Raw genomic sequence first — 18,509 nt, 5'->3', positions numbered from 1 at the left:
ACAGTTTTATGTTCGATAGAAAGATGCTCATAACAACATTTTGCCTAGTGACTGACATCTGCCATTACCATTACAGAAGCAGAATCATAGGTCTCTTTAAAATCATGAGATACTTTTACTTTAAGGATAAAGTCGCCTTCAATGCTGATCTCACTTTCATTCATCCATTTAAAAATCATAAGAATACCTCTTTCCTTTTTTTTACTTGATTATATAGCAAATATTAGATATATACATTGAATTAAATTGTAGAAATACTGTATAATATCGTAAAAGAAAGAATGTGATATGAAGATGGATTATAATAAAACATATAATAAGATACTTACAGACGAGGAGTTCATGGAAATTAAACAGCATGGAAGCAGTGCTTATCCATTCCAGTATTATTATGATAATCTGGAATTGTTTGATTTTCATTGTATTGAATGGCACTGGCACAGGGAATTTGAGTTTTTATATGTCGAGTCTGGACAAGTTACATGTGGGATAGGCGAAAAAAAGATTATATTGTCAGAAGGAGAAGCGATTTTTATCAATTCTAAAATATTACATCAGTTTTATGCATCATCTGATGGTGTTATTCCTAATTTTGTATGTATGCCCGAATTTATTGCGCCAGAGAACAGTTTGATCTATAAAAAATATATTTTACCAATCATTTCATCGAATATATCCTTTCAATGTTTTCGAATTAATGAATCATGGCAGGTAAAAATTATACAAATTATGATAAAAATAATGGAAATACAGGAGAATGAGAAAATAAGAGAGCTTGCTACTTTGGCATTGTTGCAGAATTTATGGCTGATTTTTTATGAAAATGTAAAGTTATCTGGTAAAGAAGAGGTGCAAACAGTTGATGAGGCTGCACAGAAAAGAGTACAGTTAATGATGCAATATATACATGAAAATTATAATCATGGGTTGTCGCTGGATGAAATAGCTTCACATATAGGAGTAAGCAAAAGTACAGCACTTAATTTGTTTCGACGATTTTTACATACTACGCCGGTTGCTTATCTGATAGGATATCGTTTACAGGCAGCTTCCTGGTTATTGAAAAATACGAATAAAAAAGTAAAAACAATTGCTTATGAAAGCGGATTCCATAATGTAGATTATTTTTGTAGATTGTTTAAAAGGCGTTATCATTTAACACCATCAGAATATCGTTGCATATGCTTAAAATAGTATAATTTATGAACAATAAAAAGATTCTGCATATGAAGGAATTCGTCAAATTTTTGTAGATAAGGAGACGGGAGTTAATTACCTTTGTTGGACATCTGGAAATGGAGCCGGTATTACACCTCTTCTGGATTCTGAAGAGTTTGATAAGAGTTTTACTTACAAAGAGAAACTCAAGCTCCCAGGACAACTTTTCTAAACGGAAATTAATCTGATGATGGTGGGGAGATTTACTTCTCCCCGCTTGAAATCGACAAATTTATAACCAGGAAGTCGCTGGGGAATAGATATGGAAGTAAGATCTGGTTGATTTTTATGGAATCAGTGCACAGATGAAGACTTTTATTGACCGTACTTATCCAATCTGGCAGCATCTTGGTAAAAAAGAGGTTTACTATATTATATCGGCTGGTCTGGGTGAGGACATTATTTAAAGTAAGGGGATGTGTTGATTTGCTATCCGGTACCGGCGTTAATTTATACAGGTGATATTATGAAAATTACTTACATTAATCACAGTGGATTTTTACTTGAAACAAGAGACTGCTACTATATTTTTGATTATTACAAGGGTGAATTACCGAATCTTGACAAGGAAAAAGAAGTGATCGTCTTTTGCAGTCACTTCCATAAGGATCATTTTAACCCACAAATCTTTGGGATCCTTGATGATATGGGTATGACTTATCAGGCAGTTCTGGCGAATGATATACGAAAAAGGAACCATTTGTCGGGTATGAAGATCACATATGTTTATCATGATCAAACTTATAATCTGGATAATGGAACCCAAGTCGATACATTATTATCTAACGATAGTGGTGTTGCATTTATTGTTAAAACAAAGGAAGGCATCATTTACCATGCCGGTGACTTAAACGACTGGTATTGGGATGGTGAGCCGAAAACTGATAATCAGAGACTTACTTCAGCATATCGTGCGGAGATCAGGAAAATCAAGGGTATGTATTTTGACGCTGCATTTGTTCCCCTGGATCCGAGACAGGGAGATCATTATGCCGACGGGATCCTGTATTTCCTTAAAAATGTAGATTGCAATGTCATTTTTCCAATGCATTACTGGAATGATGCCAATGTAATTAAGCGGTTTATTACTGAATATCCGCAATATAAGTCACGCATTAGAAACACAGAATGTACAAAACTAATTTTGATGAAAGGAAGAATAAGTGAAATTATGAAACCTGTGGGGGAATATGATAATGTCAAAAGATGAGTATTTAATCACAGATGCGCCTCTTAAAGCACTGACGTTTTTTGCAATGCCAATGATTCTGGGCAGTTTTTTTCAGCAAATATATAATATGGCTGACTCCATCATCGTCGGTCAGTTTGTTGGCTCCTCCGCACTTGCAGCTGTTGGTGCCTGTGCAGCACTGACCAACGTTTTCATTTGTGTGGCACTGGGCGCCGGGGTCGGTGCAGGTGTGCTCGTGAGCCGCTATTTCGGTGCCAGGGAGTATGGAAAAATGAAAACCATCGTGTCAACATCCTTGTTTAGCTTTTTAATTCTAAGCATAGTCCTTGGTGTTTTCGGCTTTTGCTTTTCCCACTGGATGATGAGTGTGTTGCAAACCCCTGGAGATATACTGAATGATGCAGTGTTATATCTGCGGGTATATTTCGTGGGATTTCCTTTTTTGTTTATGTATAACATTCTTTCCAATATGTTTACTTCCATAGGCGAATCAAAAATCCCACTGGGGCTTTTGATATTTTCGTCAATCTTAAATATTTTTATGGATCTTTGGATGGTGGCCGGACTTGGTCTCGGCGTGTTTGGCGCAGCTCTTGCGACTCTTATAGCACAGGGAATTTCTGCGGTGTTTTCACTCTTGCTTTTCCTTAGCAGGATGCGTCGATATAAAAGTCACTTTGACTGGTTTGACAGGCAGGAGTTACATTCCATGCTTCAAATTGCTGTACCCTCGGTTCTTCAGCAGTCTACGGTGTCCATCGGTATGATGATCGTACAGGCAGTTGTAAATCCCTTCGGTACACAGGCACTCGCGGGGTATGCTGCGACGATGCGGGTAGAGAATGTTTTTTCATTGATTTTTGTATCGATCGGCAATGCGGTTTCCCCATATGTTTCCCAGAATCTTGGTGCAAAGAAAATTGAACGGATCAAAAAAGGATATCACGCAGCACTGGTGTTAGATATATGTTTTGCAGTTCTTGCTTTTATAGTCATTGAAACATTACATACTCAGATTTCCTCGCTATTTCTTGGTAAAGATGGAACTGCCTTGGCTTACCAGGTATCCGAGGGTTATATGAGATGGCTCGGTTACTTCTTCATCTTTATGGGAATCAAAATGGCAACAGATGGGGTCCTTCGTGGTCTCGGAATCATGCGCCCGTTCCTCATTGCAAACATGGTGAACCTGGCGATTCGCCTGTCTGTTGCTTTGATCTGTGCACCGCGTTTTGGCATTGTATTTGTCTGGCTCGCTGTACCAGCTGGTTGGTTTGCGAACTTTTTAATATCCTATGTGGCTCTCAGAAGATCATGGCCGCCTGTTGAAGTGGTGTCACAATTGCCAGGGACACCTGGCTTGAAAAACTGATGGCATAACAATATGATGCTATGCTATAATAAAGTAAACGATGTGAAATATAAATTCAGAAATTCAGAAATTCAGAAATTCAGAAATTCGGGAAGAAAATGGCAAATGGAGAAACTTGGAATTAGGCAGAAAACCAAAAATCATTTTGGATTTTCAGGCGGGGGAAAAGAGTATGGATGATTTCAAAAAACTCACAGAGCAGCTTTTGAAAATATATATTAACGCTGATTCAGCAAATGATCTGGGTATCGAAAATTACTTTGACGAAAATATCAGTCTGATTGGAACCGGGAAACATGAGCTTTACAGGAATCTGCAGGAGTTTTTAGAATCATTTAAATTGGATGTAAAACGGAGAGGTAAAATCAGAATTGAAGTGCGAAATTTACATCAGGAAGAAGAAAGACTTGATGATGACCATGTTCTTGCATATGGGACAGTAGATTTTGTGGGTCTGTTTAAGGATGGTTCAAGCTGTTTTGAAATGGAGACAAGATTTACCGTTATCTATAAGCGGGCGAATGGGAAATGGCTGGTTCAGCATCTGCATCAATCAGCACCAGATCTGGAACAGATGGACGGCGAAGAGTTTCCTCTCACATTGGGAAAGCAGGTCAAAAAAACTCGGCAGGCACTTCAGGGATTAGGCACTGCCTATTATCACATCTCAAGGCTGAATTTAAAAACAAAGAAGGTTGAACTTGTCAAAAGATCTCGAAAAATGGATTTGGATATAAAAGATAATATTGCAGATTGGGATCCTCAGTTTAAGATTATTGAAGGTGTGATAGCAGAACCGTTTGTACAGAAGTATATAGATTTTTTTGATTTACAAACCATGGCGGCACGGCTCCATAATAAAGAATCTATGTCTTCCGAATTCAAAAAAAAGGATGGAGCATGGTTTCTTTCCATGGTTGTTCCTCAGAGCTATGATAAAAATGGAAAGGTTACATCAGTTCTGATTGCAAATCGAGATGTGACAGAAGAAAAACTGCGGGAATTAAGACAAGAGGAAGAATTGCGGGAAGCTAAATTAAAAGCAGAATGTGCAAATAAAGCAAAATCATCATTCCTGTTCAATATGTCTCATGACATCAGGACTCCTATGAATGCAATTATTGGTTATGCAGATCTGGCATCCAGACATTTGAAAGAAACAGAAAAACTTGGCAGATATCTTGAAACAATACAAATATGCGGAGAAAGACTTTTGTCGTTACTCAGTAATGTTCTGGATCTTGCAAGGATTGAAAATAATAAGATCGAAATGGAATATGATGTTTCGGATGTCCATGAAAACTTTGAAAATTGTGTCGCTATGTTCCAACAGCTGGCAGAAAGTAAAAATCAGACAATCTCTCTGACGGAACAAATTATGTATCCGTATGTATATATGGATGCACCACACTTATCAGAAATCTGTTTCAACATTATAAGCAATGCTATAAAGTATACAAATACAGGAGGTACGATATCCTGTGATGTTGTACAGAAATCCTGTGAAAAAGATGACTGGTGCAATATGATCATCACCATTACCGATAATGGAATTGGTATGTCTGAAGATTTTCAAAAGCACATTTTTGAAATTTTTGAAAGAGAACGTAACTCTACAGTCAGTCATATTGAGGGCAGCGGCATCGGAATGGGTATTACGAAAAAGCTTGTAGATCTCATGGATGGCACAATAGAAGTGAAAAGCAAGCAGGGTGAGGGATCCATATTTACAGTGACTGTTCCTTGCAGAAAAGCGTCAAAAGAAGATTCTATGATGAAGAAAAAAAGTAATCTGCGTAATAAGAATTGCCTGAACGGCGTTCGGATTTTATTAGTCGAAGATAATGAGATCAACGCAGAAATCGCAACGGAGCTATTGACGGAAGAAGGCTGTATTGTTGAGACTGCAAATGATGGTGTTGCATGCATTGACATGATTGAAAAGGCTGATGCTGATTATTACAAGATGATCCTTATGGATATTCAGATGCCGGTTATGAATGGATATGATGCCACATTAGCCATTCGAAAGATGAAGGATACTAAAAAAGCCGGGATTCCAATTATTGCGATGACTGCCAATGCCTTCGCGGAAGATACACAAAAGATTCTTTCTGTTGGAATGAATGCTCATATTGCAAAGCCTGTTGATATGAATATTCTTGTTCCAACAATGATGAAATATTTATAAAGAACATAAAGAAACAACATACCGCTAAGGCTCTTATGAAATGGTAGAAGCCCCCACTATTTTGTGGGGGCTTTGAAAAATTTATTTATTATGCTTCACCAGTGCTTTGAGGTCTTCTTCCGGTGTGGTAATAGGTGCAATACCATAATTTTCTACCAGAAAATTCAAAATATTAGGAGAAAGGAATGCCGGAAGAGAAGGACCAAGACGGATATTTTTGATACCCAGATGCAGGAGGGTTAACAGGATACAGACTGCTTTCTGTTCATACCAGGAGAGTACGAAGGAAAGCGGAAGCTCATTTACAGAACATCCAAATGCATCTGCAAGTGCCACAGCAACCTGGATCGCACCATAAGCATCATTACACTGTCCCATATCCATCAGTCGTGGCAGACCACCGATCTCTCCCAGATCGAGATCATTGAAACGGAATTTTCCACATGCCAGGGTGAGGACAATACTGTCAGAAGGTGTCTGCTTCACAAATTCCGTATAATAGTTTCGACCTGGCTTGGCACCGTCACAGCCGGCAACCAGGAAGAAATGGCGGATCGCGCCTGATTTTACAGCTTCTACCACAGTACCTGCATGGGACAGGATAGCTGCATGACCAAAACCGGTTGTCACTTTTTTACCACCGTTGATACCGGAGAACATCTGATCTTCTTTGTAACCACCCAGCTCCAGTGCTTTTTCAATAAGCGGTGTGAAATCTTTCTTCTCGTCAATATGGACAGCTCCTGGGAAGGCAACTACTTCTGTTGTAAATACTCTGTCAGCGTAGCTGCTTTTTGGAGGCATCAGACAGTTGGTAGTGTAGAGGATCGGGGCCGGAAGATGGTCAAATTCTTTCTGCTGATTCTGCCATGCAGTTCCGAAATTGCCTTTCAGGTGAGAGTATTTCTTTAAGAATGGATAGGCATGGGCAGGGAGCATTTCACCATGTGTATAGATATTGATTCCTTTTCCCTCAGTCTGTTCAAGCAAAAGCTGCAAATCTTTCAGATCATGTCCGGTCACGACAATAAAAGGCCCTTTTTCTACCGTAAGTGTAACATCAGTTGGCTCTGGTGTTCCATAGGTTTCTGTATTTGCCTTATCAAGAAGTGCCATGCACTTCAGATTGATCTCTCCTGTTTTGAGTACTGTGGAAAGCAGTGCTTCTGTGCTTTCTTCATAACCGATCTTAGATAATGCCTCGCAGAAGAACTGATTCACTTCGGCATCTTCATAATTCAGAACATTTGCATGATAGGCATAGGCAGCCATTCCGCGGATACCAAAGAGAATAAGAGATTTCAAGGAGCGGATATCTTCATTGGCATTCCACAGCTGCTGAAGATCATATTCCTTTGTTCTGCAGTCAGGAGCCAGCCTTTCTTTTTCAGCTCTGACTTTTTGTATCATATTTTCGATTGCTGCATTGTCAAAACTTACATTTGTAACTGTAGTAAACAGTCCTTCGATTATGATCTGTCCGGTCCTTTTTGAAATAGTTTCCGTGCTGTCGGCAGCTTTAGCCAGACTGATCAACGCACCTGTCAGTTCGTCCTGTAATTTCGCTGTATCTGCTTTTTTTCCGCAGACACCGGCATTTCCTGTACAGCCGGTACATCCGACTGTCTGTTCACACTGAAAACAAAACATTTTTTTATCCATTATTGTATTCTCCTTTTATTCTGTGATTTTTCCGAAGGATCTTTCTTATTATTTTATCCTCGGCCAGTAGTATTTATCCTTGGTTTCTGTTAGGAGTATAGTATAATAATTACAACGTGTATGTTTGATTTCCAACAGGAGGATTAATTTTGAAAAAATATTTATCCATTCTAAGAACGAGCCCTTTCTTTAAAGGTCTTACTGATAATGAGATATTATCCATACTGCATTGTGTAAATGCAGCAACGATCTCCAGAAAACGGGATTCTTATATTTTCAGAGCCGGAGACTCTACTGAAGTAATGGGACTTGTGGTGTCAGGCTGTGTTCTTGTTATTCAGGAAGACCTGTGGGGACATCGGAATATTCTGTCAAAATGTCATGCAGGAGATTTTTTTGGTGAACCATATGCAGCAAGTCCGGGAGCTGTTCTGAATGTCAGTGTGGTAGCAGACGAGGATTGTGAGATTATTTTATTAAATGTTCAAAGGCTTCTGGTTTCCTGCCCAACAGTATGTGACCATCATCAGAAGCTGATCCGTAACCTGGTCGGGGTCCTGGCAAATAAGATCCTGATCCTCAACGATAAGATCACACATGTTGGCAAGCGAACGACAAGGGATAAGCTGCTGTCCTATCTGTCGTCGGTATCTATCAGACAGGCATCGTTATCCTTTGATATTCCTTTTGACCGGCAGCAGCTGGCAGATTATCTTTGCATTGACCGTGCGGCAATGTCTTCGGAGATATCAAAGCTGCAAAAAGAAGGGCTTATAAAAACAAACAGAAACCATTTTGAGCTGACTGTCTGTAATGATACGGATTCAGGAATAAAAATGTGATATACATCACGGAAAACGATAAACTTTTTCATTATAATACAAAAGGAAAGCGAGACAAGAGTAGTTTATTATCAGAAACTGCAAAAGCTATACCAGTGAGGTTGATACAATGGGACAGATAACACTCAGGGAACTGGAGAAGATGGATTTTTTTAAAGAAATCCCAAAGGATATTCTGCAGAACCTGCTTAATGAAAGTAAAGTTGTTTCTTATAAGAAAAAAGAAGTGATTTTTCATTCACGCAGCAGAACCAAAACAGTATATTTTGTGTATTCCGGCGAAGTGATGCTTTATAATCTGACCAAGCATGGAAATCGAAAGGTGATTTTTATCCTGGGAAAAGGACGGCTTTTAAATCAGAGCATTGTAAGCAAAAAGCCGAATGCACTTTTTTGTGAGGCTGCCTGTCCGGTGCAGGTGATAGAAATTGCAGAAAAACAGTTTCTTCAGCTTATGGAACAGAGCCATGCTTTGACAAGATCTGTTCTGAGAGAGTATGAGAGAAATCTCTGGCGAATGGGGCACCAGCTAAAGAATACGACCGGAAACATGCAGATGGAGCGAAAAATAGCTGCAAAATTATGGAAGCTCGGTCGTGATTTTGGCGTAGATACGGAAGACGGGGTGATGATAGATATTGATCTTACCATTACCCTGATGGCTGATCTGGTTGGTGCACCAAGGGAAAATGTATCTCGTGCCTGTAAGGTTCTTACGGACAGAGGTCTGATCTGTTATGGCAATAAGCGATTTATTCTGATAGATTTTGATGGTCTTGCAAAATTTTATAAAATGTGATTATGAGAAAGGGGTATCTGATGGGAAAACGAGTCAGCAGTGATGAGATGCAGAATATTTTTAAAATTTTGCAGAAATCCTATGATGTGTATGGACCGAAAATTTACCAGGGGACAGGATGCTTTTCAGATACAGATGTAGTTCGTTATGGTCTGCTGAACAGCTGGGAAGAGATTGTCTGGAATCAGAAGTCGGATTACAGCTTTAAGGAGGTACTGCTTCCGATTTCTGAGACGATTCTTTATTTTACGGAGAATGAGATGAAAACAGCAGACGGAGCAGCAAGACAGCGGTTGATTTTCTTAAAAAGCTGTGATTTTCATGCCCTGAAACGCCTGGACGACATGTATTTGAAAAATGGTGCAGAGGATTATTATTACAGAAGAATGCGGGAAAATACAGTTTTTGCTGTGATGGGGTGTAAGGAATCCGGAAAAAATTGTTTTTGCGTAAGTATGGGAACGAATCGTTGTGAAGAATATGATATGTATATTTTTCAGGATGAAAATGGATGTTACATGGAGCTGAAATGCAGAGAACTGGAAGAATTATTATGGGATTATGGACAGAATGTTCAGGAGAAACCGATTTTTGTGGAAAATAATGAGGTTCATGTAGAGGTTCCGGAAAAACTTCCAAATATAATTCACCAGGATTCCATGTGGCAGGAATATGGCAGTCGATGTATTGGCTGTGGACGCTGTAATTTTGTCTGTCCTACGTGTACCTGTTTTACTATGCAGGATATTTTTTATAAAGATAATCCAAAGGCCGGAGAGCGTCGTCGTGTATGGGCTTCCTGCCAGGTAGATGGATATTCTGATATTGCCGGAGGACACAGCTTCCGCCAAAGTCAGGGTGAAAGAATGCGTTTTAAGGTATTACATAAAATTTCAGATCATAAGAAAAGATTCGGATATCATATGTGCGTCGGCTGCGGACGTTGTGAAAATGTCTGTCCGGAGTATATTTCCTATATTGCATGTCTTCAGAAACTGAAAGAAAAGGAGGGAAAGTGAGATGACGAATGAATATATTCCTTTCTTATCTAAGATAAAAGAAATCGTGAAGCATACAGAGACAGAATATACATTCCGTATGACATATGTGGGTGAAGTAAGACCGGGACAGTTTTTTGAAGTTTCTATTCCTAAATATGGTGAGGCACCGATTTCTGTCAGTGGCATAGGAGAAGATTATGTCGACCTGACCATACGTAAGGTTGGTAAGGTGACCGGAGAGATTTTTGAATTGAATGAGGGAAGCAGTTTTTTTATGCGTGGCCCGTATGGAAATGGTTTTGAGAAGGAGAATTATCAGGGAAAAGAACTGATCGTGGTAGCTGGTGGAACAGGAGTATCTCCTGTGAGAGGAGTGATCAGTTACTTCGGTGAGCATCCGGATGAAGTGAAAAAATTACACACGATCCTTGGGTTTAAATCGCCGTCAGATATTTTGTTCCGTGAGGATCTGAAGATCTGGGAACAGCAGATGGAGCTGATCCTGACAGTGGATTCCGCTGATGACGATTCTTATAGGACAGGACTTGTTACAAAATATATTCCGGAACTTGAGCTTGATAATATCCATGAGACTGCAGCTATTGTTGTCGGACCACCGGTCATGATGAAATTTGCAGTAGCAGAGCTTTTAAAGCTGGGAATGAAGGAAGAACAGATCTGGATATCTCAGGAGAGAAAAATGTGCTGTGGACTTGGTAAATGCGGACATTGTCGAATGAATGATACATATATTTGTCTGGATGGTCCGGTATTCTGTTATTCAGAAGGCAAAAAACTGTTTGATTAGGGGGGAGGAAATTGTAATGGATATCAATACAAAGAAACTGAAGAAAAATGCCTTCCGTGTATCAAAGGTCCGTGGGCTTACGGCTTCCAGAGTGCGTGTTCCGGGAGGGTGCTGTAATGCAGATGTTATGCAGCAGGTGGTGGATATTGCCAGAAAATATGGAAACGGACAGATCCATGTTACCACCCGTCAGGGATTCGAAATTGAAGGAATCCATATGGAAGATATGGATAAAGTTAATGAGATGCTTCAACCGATCATTGATAATCTTCAGATCAATCAAAATGAGGCAGGTACCGGGTATTCAGCATCAGGAACCAGAAATGTCTGTGCATGTATCGGAAACAGAGTCTGTCCTTTTGGAAATTATAATACAGCAGCTTTTGCGAAGAGAATCGAAAAGGCTATATTTCCTAATGATCTTCATTTTAAAATTGCACTTACAGGTTGTGCCAATGACTGTATCAAAGCAAGAATGCACGATTTTGGAATTATTGGTATGACAGAGCCACAATATGACCCTGATCGTTGTGTATCCTGTGGCGCCTGTGTAAAAGGCTGTGATAAGCTTTCGGTGGATGCGTTAAAGATGGATAATTACAGAATCGTGCGCAATGAAGAAAAATGCGTAGGCTGTGGAGTATGTGTGACAAAATGTCCGACCAGAGCATGGACCAGAAGCGAAAAGAAATATTATCGTCTGACACTTATGGGACGAACAGGAAAGAAAAATCCACGCCTGGGAGAAGATTTTTTGATCTGGGCAGATGAAGACACCATCATCAAAGTTATCCTGAACACCTATAAATTTGTAAAAAAATATATTGATCCAAGTGCGCCTGGTGGCAAGGAACATGTGGGATATATTATTGACCGTGTAGGGTTTGCAGAATATAAAAGGTGGGCATTGGATGGTGTAGTGCTTCCGAAGGAAACGATAGTGAAAGATAATATTTACTGGAGCGGAATACATTACAGATAATTATAAATAAGATAATTCCAATATAAGGAATTTTGCAAAAGAAGGTTGAACGGAAAAAAATTGCCTGTCTAAAATGATGCTATTGTTATAAGCTTTCTTAAGTGATATACCGAATATACACAGGGAAAGAAACCATGTGAAATTACAGTTTTGTTTTCACATGGTTTCTTTTATATACAGAGGTTAGTTTACACTAACAGAAGAGGGCGGATTGCTTTTGCAACCGTCGATTTTTCTTTACCAGGAATCCACACGATGGTATTATGGTATGTATAAAGAACCTATAAAATCAGTTGTTGAGAAACAGGGAGGATAAAAATGATCATTAGAAAAGCAGAAGAAAAAGATATTCCGAGAATCCTGGAATTGTTAGGGCAGGTGCTGCAGATTCATGCAGATATAAGGCCTGATATTTTTATTCCAGCCACAACAAAATATAAGACAGACGAATTAGCAGAGCTTCTGAAAAACGAAGAAAAGCCAATATATGTTGCAGCAGATGAGGCTGATGTTTGTGTGGGATATGCATTCTGTCAATTACAGGAGCAGCCTTTTTCAAACAATATGGTGCCGTTTAAGTCTCTTTTTATAGATGATCTGTGTGTCGATCAGGAGGCACGAGGTCAGCATATTGGGGAAAGCCTGTTTGAATATGTAAAAAACGAAGCAAAGCAGCTGGGATGCTATGAAGTAACATTGAATGTATGGGCAGGTAATATTTCAGCAGAAAAATTTTATGAGAAAATGGGAATGCGGACAAAAGAAAGGCAGCTGGAATATATATTATAAGGCGGTTCGCTTGTTCAGGGAAAATTTGTTTCATAAAGTGCGGCATCTGCATAGCACATGAGCTGTGAACGGCTGGATGCAAATGGGATCATGTTAGGGAGAATACTGAAAAAACCTCGCGGTTTTGTAAGGTATATGATATACTGTTCTCTATAAGTAAATAGCTTATAGGAATTCACTGAGGACCTGAGTAGTGCTGCAAAACCGGTCCTGGACAGATGAGAATTTCCTTCCACTCAATGACAGGATGGAGCTGTATTTTGAGGACTTCGATATGGACGGATTGCCTGCGAAAGATGAGTCAGTCAGGCATTTTGTCAGATATGCCACAGGATTATAAATTCTAAGAACTAAGGAAGAACTGTTGTATGTTAAATAAAAAAGATTTCTTGAAATATGCATCAAAATTAGCATTTCCGATCATGATTCAAAATCTGATCGGAACACTGGTAAATGTTGCTGATACCGTAATGCTGGGATATGTAAGCCAGACTGCCATGTCGGCTTCGTCCCTTGCCAACCAGTATACATTTATTCTTTTCTGTTTATATTACGGCATGGCCACAGGTACCTCGGTTTTATGTGCCCAGTACTGGGGAAAGGGGGATAAAAAGACAGTAGAAAAGATTCTCGGCCTGGCAGAGAGAATCTCGCTGATCGTTTCTCTTGTATTTTTCGTTATCTCCTTTTCCATGCCGACTACGATTATGAAGATTTTCACAAACAGTCCGGATACTATTGCTGCCGGCAGTGAATATTTGAAGGTAATCTCATTTTCCTTTATGTTTATGGGATTCTCTCAGGTTTTTATGAGTGCTCTTCGAAGTGTCGGAAAAATAATGATACCTTCTGTTACATACATTGTATCTCTTTGTGTCAATGTGCTTTGTAATGCCTCCTTTATCTTTGGATTGTTTGGACTTCCAAAGCTTGGCGTTACAGGTGTTGCTCTTGGTACTGTTATTGCCAGAATCGCAGAGGTATTGATTTGTCTCATCTATTCATTAAACAGCTCCGATGTCAGATTCCGGATAAAATATTTCTTTGCAAAATCTGGTATTCTGTTTCGGGACTTTATGAAAATTGCCTCTCCGGCTGTAATAAATGATGTTGTCTGGAGCTTTGCCAGCTCAGCATTTGCAGCGATTCTTGGCCACATTGGTGATGATATGGTTGCCGCAAATGCCGTTGCTGTTATGGTGGTAAATATTGGTGCTATCGCCTGTCGCGGCTTTGCCAACGCTACTACCATTATTATCAGCCAGGAGCTTGGTAAAGACCATAAGGATACAGCAAGAGAATATGGGAAACGTATGCTGATAATAACAATTATTGTAAGTCTGATCGGATGTGCCATTATTTTGGCAGTCCGTCCTATGATACTTGATTTCTACCGGGATAAACTGACAGAGACAGCCATTTATTATCTTGGCATTTTTATAGTTATGACCACCTGGCGTCTTGTGGGAGAGGGTATCAATACCTGTCTTATATGCGGCTGTTTCAGAGGCGGTGGTGATTCCAGGTTTGGAATGATCGTGGATTCCATATTTATGTGGCTTGTTGCAGTTCCTCTTACTTTCCTTGCAGCATATGTTTTAAAACTGCCGCCTGTCTGGGTATATTTTATAATGACTCTGGATGAGTTCGAAAAAATGCCTGTGGTATTCATCCACTATTTCAGAAATAAGTGGCTTACGAACATTACCAGAGATTTTGACTGATCATGTGGCTGCAGCTATCAGAACTGTATAGATCAACGGAGACTTACCGGACGATGAGAGAAGAAATACTTGGAATTTTAATAAAATTTAAAGGGATATATTGACGTGGTAAACTTATGGTATTATTCTTATCAAAGAAAATAAAATAATAAAGAGCAAAACGGTTGAAAAGCCGTGACGCAAAGCCAAATGGGACTAAAGTCAGAGAAATTGACCATGTCAGCCGGTTGCCACTGTTTTTATATGAATAAAGATGTGATAAAGAGAAATGCCAGCATTTTTTATGCTATATAAATATGTGATGATTTAGAAAAAACATAGCAAGGGCACCTGCAGACTTATCTGACAGGTGCCTTTTTTTCGTGGCTGGAATTAATGAAAAGCAGAATGGATCAGGATAGCAATAGCATAAGATGGGGGAGAATTTCTAAGAAATGAGTTGTATAAGGAACTATGAAGATAAAATATATTCTTCAAACATGACAGCACTTGGAGATAATGTATTTGAGGCACTTCAGAAAACAATAGTAAATAATGGTGGAGTAGGCACGATCACGGGCTATTTTGATTCAGAGCTGACTATTTTGTCAGTAAGTGAACTGTTGTTATATAATATTGGTTATACATATGAGTCTTTTATGAAGCAGACAAAAGGTTCCCTTAAGAATCTTTTTTACGGTGAAAATGTCAGCTTTCTGGATGAAGAACGTTTCCCCTTTATCAAAGGGAGAGGAGAAGGGCGGATTCTTACAGCAGACGGATCTCCGATCAATGTGTATCTTTATAAGGAGAATACAACAGATAAGAATGGTCAGGAAATCTGGGCGATGTCTGTACAGGTTAACTGGGAATATGAGAATCTGACCCTGATAAACGGAGCAATCTGTTCCGGACACTGGTATTTTGATTGTGACGAAAACGGCAAAATCGTTGATGTAAGCTGGAGTCATGCTTTTCGAAGAATGCTGGGCTATCAAGATATTCTGGATTTTCCGAATAAACTTGATTCCTGGTCAGAGCTTTTGCACCCGCAGGATAAAGAAAGGGTGATGAATCAGCTTTATTCAGCGATTGCAGATAGGACCAATCAGATAAAATATAATGTAGAATACCGTCTCAGAATGAAGGATAACAGATATCAGTGGTTTCGTGCATCAGCAGAAGTGATACGCCGCGTGGATGGTACGGCCAACAGGATTGCGGGAATTTTTGTTAATATCGATACAGAGAAAAAAAGAATTATACAGGAACAGAAGTTAGCTGCCCTTCACCGTGCTTTTACAAAGTCGAATTTATGCGAATATTATGTAAATCTGGAAAAAAATTCTTTTGATACCTTTAAGGTGGAAGCTTCTTTGATGACTGCATTTGAAAAAAGCCATACCTGGGATGAACTTATCAGTCATTTTGTAGAATATTATGTTATAGATGAGAACAAAAAGGCAGTAACAGATTTCTATAATCGTTCTTATATCGCAGAAAAATTAAAGGGTCTGGAGACGGAGCTGAGTTTGGAATGCCGTATCATACTGAACGGAAAAGAACGCTGGGTACGCAATGTGATCATGCGTGGTGAAATAGAAGATTCTGAATATGCCATGATTTTCCTCAGAGATATTACAGAGGCAAAGGAAGAAAATATAAAGCTGCAAAAAATGGCTTCTGATAATGCTAACAAGGAACAGCTGATCCAGAGTATGGTGCGTCTGGTTGACCGTTTTGCTGTCTGTGATCTGAAAAATGACAGGTACAGATTTTATAATCTGAAGGGGCAGATGATCTATAAACCGCTGGGCAGATACAGTGAGTTTCAGGAGCAGCTTCTTGTAAATTATAAAACTATGAAACCACTGGAACCAATGGATATGCTGCTTTCACCGGAAAATATCTGTAAAAATCTGACCGGAGAAAATGATATTTATAAATTTGAATATTGTTCCCGAAATGAAGATGTTTATAAAATCGCTTCCTTTATCCCATTGGAATGGGAGGCTGAAAAGCCGGTAAAGGTATTGTGGGTTTCCATGGATGTATCTCAGGAGAAAAAGGCAGAGATTGAATCTCACAAAGCTCTGAAGGATGCATACAAGGCAGCAGAAAATGCCAGCCGTGCGAAGTCAGAGTTCCTTTCTAATATGTCTCATGATATCCGGACTCCGATGAATGCCATTGTCGGACTGACTGCGATCGCAGGTGCGAATATTGATAATAAGGCCAGAGTGATGGAATGTCTGTGTAAGATCACGAAATCAAGCCGCCATTTGCTGGGGCTGGTAAATGAAGTACTGGATATGGCACGCATTGAAAGCGGAAGGATGTCACTGTCAGAGGAAGATTTCAGTCTGCCTGAACTGGTAGATAATCTTGTTACACTTACAAAACCGAGTATAGACGAGCATAAGCATGCTCTGGAAGTGCATGTCAGACACATTGAACATGAGGCTGTTTGCGGTGACAGTCTGAAAATCCAGCAGCTGTTTGTAAACCTGTTGAGTAATGCTATCAAATATACTCCGGATGGAGGAAATATTACGTTTTCCATTGAGGAAATACCAAATGGATTTTCGGAGCTTGGCTGTTATGAGTTTATCATCGAGGATAACGGGATCGGTATGTCACCTGAATTTCAGAAGATCATGTTTGAGCCCTTCAGCCGTGCAGACGATCAGAGAACTACCAGGATTCAGGGAACAGGTCTTGGTATGGCAATTACCAGAAATATTGTGAATCTGATGAATGGCAGCATCAAGGTTGACAGTGCACTGAACCGGGGAACAAAGATAACAGTAACTATTTTTCTGAAGCTTCAGGAAAGTGAAAAAGAGCAGGAAAAGGAACTGGCCGAACTTCCGGTTCTGGTTGTGGATGATGATAAAATCTGTTGTGAAAGTACAGTGGCAACTTTGAGTGAAATAGGAATTGCCGGTGAATGGGTGCTTTCCGGGAAAGAAGCGGTACAAAGATGTTATGAGCACCACGAAAAAAAAGAAGATTATTTTGCCATAATCCTGGACTGGAAGATGCCGGAGATGGATGGAATTGAAACCGCCCGCCAGATCAGAAAACGTATTGGAAGTGATATTACGATCATTCTCCTGTCTTCTTTTGAATTCAGTGAGATTGAGGAGGAGGCAAAGGCAGCAGGTGTAGATGCTTTTATAGCAAAACCGCTGTTTCGATCCAGGCTGACTGCTACACTGAGACGATTTGTTTCAGAAAAAAAAGAAAAGACAGCAAGGGATTATCTGGAAAGCGCAGATTACAGCGGAAAACGAATTTTACTGGTGGAAGATAATGAATTAAACAGAGAAATTACTTCTGAGATTCTGCAGATGACAGGTGTTGAAGTCGAATATGCCGAAAATGGAAAGATCGCAGTGGAAAAGGTTCTGAATGCTCCTGCAAACAGGTATGATCTTGCATTTATGGATATTCAGATGCCCGTTATGAACGGCTATGAGGCAACAGCTGCTATCCGTGGGTTATCGGGTGAACGAGGACAGCTGCCGATTGTTGCCATGACTGCAAACGCCTTTGCTGAAGATGTACAGATGGCAAAAAATGCAGGAATGAATGGGCATATCGCGAAACCACTGGATGTAAAGAAGCTGAGCGAAATTTTGAAAAAATGGCTGTAAATTATTATATAAAATATCGGAGCTGCTGACAGGCAGAAAACGAAATAAAGTACTTGATTTTGATAGCGTGCTTGCTACCGATGACGGAATTGCAGTCATTGCGGTTAAATATGCAAAGCATGATTTCTGTGCATCGCGAAGCGCGTTGCTGGTCACGGAGTGAATAGTAACTGTTGTTGAGAAAACAGGAAAAAGAGTTTCACAGTTCTGATGGAACAGCATACGTGCATGTGGTACAATAAAAATAAAGACGAACAGTTTTGTCAGATGAATACAGATAAGTGTATAACA

The 18,509-nt window shown here is 39.6% G+C and carries 14 protein-coding genes, 1 pseudogene and 1 riboswitch; of the genes and pseudogenes, 13 read left to right on the top strand and 2 right to left on the bottom strand.

The genetic code is table 11. The features are described 5' to 3' along the window. Positions 1-44 precede the first annotated feature (44 nt). Positions 45-179 carry a hypothetical protein gene (locus AC04Q4_RS11665; protein ID WP_476389006.1) on the bottom strand — a complete coding sequence of 45 codons (135 nt, stop codon included), beginning with the start codon at positions 177-179 and terminating at the stop codon, positions 45-47. A gap of 163 nt (positions 180-342) precedes the next feature. On the opposite strand from AC04Q4_RS11665, the gene AC04Q4_RS11660 reads away from it, so the two are divergent. From AC04Q4_RS11660 to AC04Q4_RS11640, 5 genes and pseudogenes are all read left to right on the top strand, one after another. Beyond that, a complete protein-coding gene (locus AC04Q4_RS11660; RefSeq protein WP_243097328.1) occupies positions 343-1,194 on the top strand; it encodes an AraC family transcriptional regulator in 852 nt (283 codons plus the stop codon). 34 nt (positions 1,195-1,228) lie between these two features. After that, positions 1,229-1,390, top strand: a pseudogene (locus AC04Q4_RS11655) (DUF6440 family protein); the annotation flags it as partial. A gap of 294 nt (positions 1,391-1,684) precedes the next feature. Continuing rightward, positions 1,685-2,428 carry an MBL fold metallo-hydrolase gene (locus AC04Q4_RS11650; protein WP_476389005.1) on the top strand — a complete coding sequence of 248 codons (744 nt, stop codon included), beginning with the start codon at positions 1,685-1,687 and terminating at the stop codon, positions 2,426-2,428. Continuing rightward, positions 2,415-3,782 carry an MATE family efflux transporter gene (locus AC04Q4_RS11645; protein ID WP_119240418.1) on the top strand — a complete coding sequence of 456 codons (1,368 nt, stop codon included), beginning with the start codon at positions 2,415-2,417 and terminating at the stop codon, positions 3,780-3,782. The genes AC04Q4_RS11650 and AC04Q4_RS11645 overlap by 14 nt, the downstream gene beginning before the upstream one ends. Positions 3,783-3,954: 172 nt before the next feature. Continuing rightward, positions 3,955-5,973: an ATP-binding protein gene (locus AC04Q4_RS11640; protein WP_476389004.1), complete on the top strand. Its 2,019-nt coding sequence runs from the start codon at positions 3,955-3,957 to the stop codon at positions 5,971-5,973. 81 nt (positions 5,974-6,054) lie between these two features. Here AC04Q4_RS11640 and hcp read toward each other — a convergent pair whose 3' ends face one another. After that, positions 6,055-7,635 carry a hydroxylamine reductase gene (gene hcp, locus AC04Q4_RS11635; protein WP_173738207.1) on the bottom strand — a complete coding sequence of 527 codons (1,581 nt, stop codon included), beginning with the start codon at positions 7,633-7,635 and terminating at the stop codon, positions 6,055-6,057. Between the two features lie 149 nt (positions 7,636-7,784). Here hcp and AC04Q4_RS11630 point away from each other — a divergent pair, with 149 nt between their 5' ends. The 8 genes from AC04Q4_RS11630 to AC04Q4_RS11595 all read left to right on the top strand — a co-directional run bounded on the left by AC04Q4_RS11630 (position 7,785) and on the right by AC04Q4_RS11595 (position 18,218). Further along, positions 7,785-8,477 carry a Crp/Fnr family transcriptional regulator gene (locus AC04Q4_RS11630; protein ID WP_173760561.1) on the top strand — a complete coding sequence of 231 codons (693 nt, stop codon included), beginning with the start codon at positions 7,785-7,787 and terminating at the stop codon, positions 8,475-8,477. Between the two features lie 109 nt (positions 8,478-8,586). Beyond that, positions 8,587-9,276, top strand: coding sequence for a Crp/Fnr family transcriptional regulator (locus AC04Q4_RS11625; RefSeq protein WP_173738205.1), 690 nt, complete (start codon positions 8,587-8,589; stop codon positions 9,274-9,276). 20 nt (positions 9,277-9,296) lie between these two features. Beyond that, complete coding sequence (asrA, locus tag AC04Q4_RS11620; RefSeq protein ID WP_173738204.1) at positions 9,297-10,295, top strand: anaerobic sulfite reductase subunit AsrA; 999 nt, start codon at positions 9,297-9,299, stop codon at positions 10,293-10,295. A gap of 1 nt (position 10,296) precedes the next feature. Continuing rightward, complete coding sequence (gene asrB / locus AC04Q4_RS11615; RefSeq protein WP_173738203.1) at positions 10,297-11,085, top strand: anaerobic sulfite reductase subunit AsrB; 789 nt, start codon at positions 10,297-10,299, stop codon at positions 11,083-11,085. A gap of 16 nt (positions 11,086-11,101) precedes the next feature. Further along, positions 11,102-12,067, top strand: coding sequence for a sulfite reductase subunit C (gene asrC / locus AC04Q4_RS11610; RefSeq protein WP_173738202.1), 966 nt, complete (start codon positions 11,102-11,104; stop codon positions 12,065-12,067). A 318-nt stretch (positions 12,068-12,385) separates the two neighbouring features. Then, complete coding sequence (locus AC04Q4_RS11605) at positions 12,386-12,856, top strand: GNAT family N-acetyltransferase (protein ID WP_173738201.1); 471 nt, start codon at positions 12,386-12,388, stop codon at positions 12,854-12,856. Positions 12,857-13,224: 368 nt separating this feature from the next. After that, a complete protein-coding gene (locus AC04Q4_RS11600) occupies positions 13,225-14,580 on the top strand; it encodes an MATE family efflux transporter (protein WP_173738200.1) in 1,356 nt (451 codons plus the stop codon). 144 nt (positions 14,581-14,724) lie between these two features. Beyond that, positions 14,725-14,815: riboswitch (cyclic di-GMP riboswitch) on the top strand. Positions 14,816-15,023: 208 nt separating this feature from the next. Continuing rightward, positions 15,024-18,218 carry a response regulator gene (locus AC04Q4_RS11595; RefSeq protein ID WP_173738233.1) on the top strand — a complete coding sequence of 1,065 codons (3,195 nt, stop codon included), beginning with the start codon at positions 15,024-15,026 and terminating at the stop codon, positions 18,216-18,218. The last annotated feature ends 291 nt before the right edge of the window (positions 18,219-18,509 follow it).

Source organism: Blautia sp. HA8986 (assembly GCF_056504635.1).
This window is presented reverse-complemented; position numbering and strand designations above follow the sequence as displayed.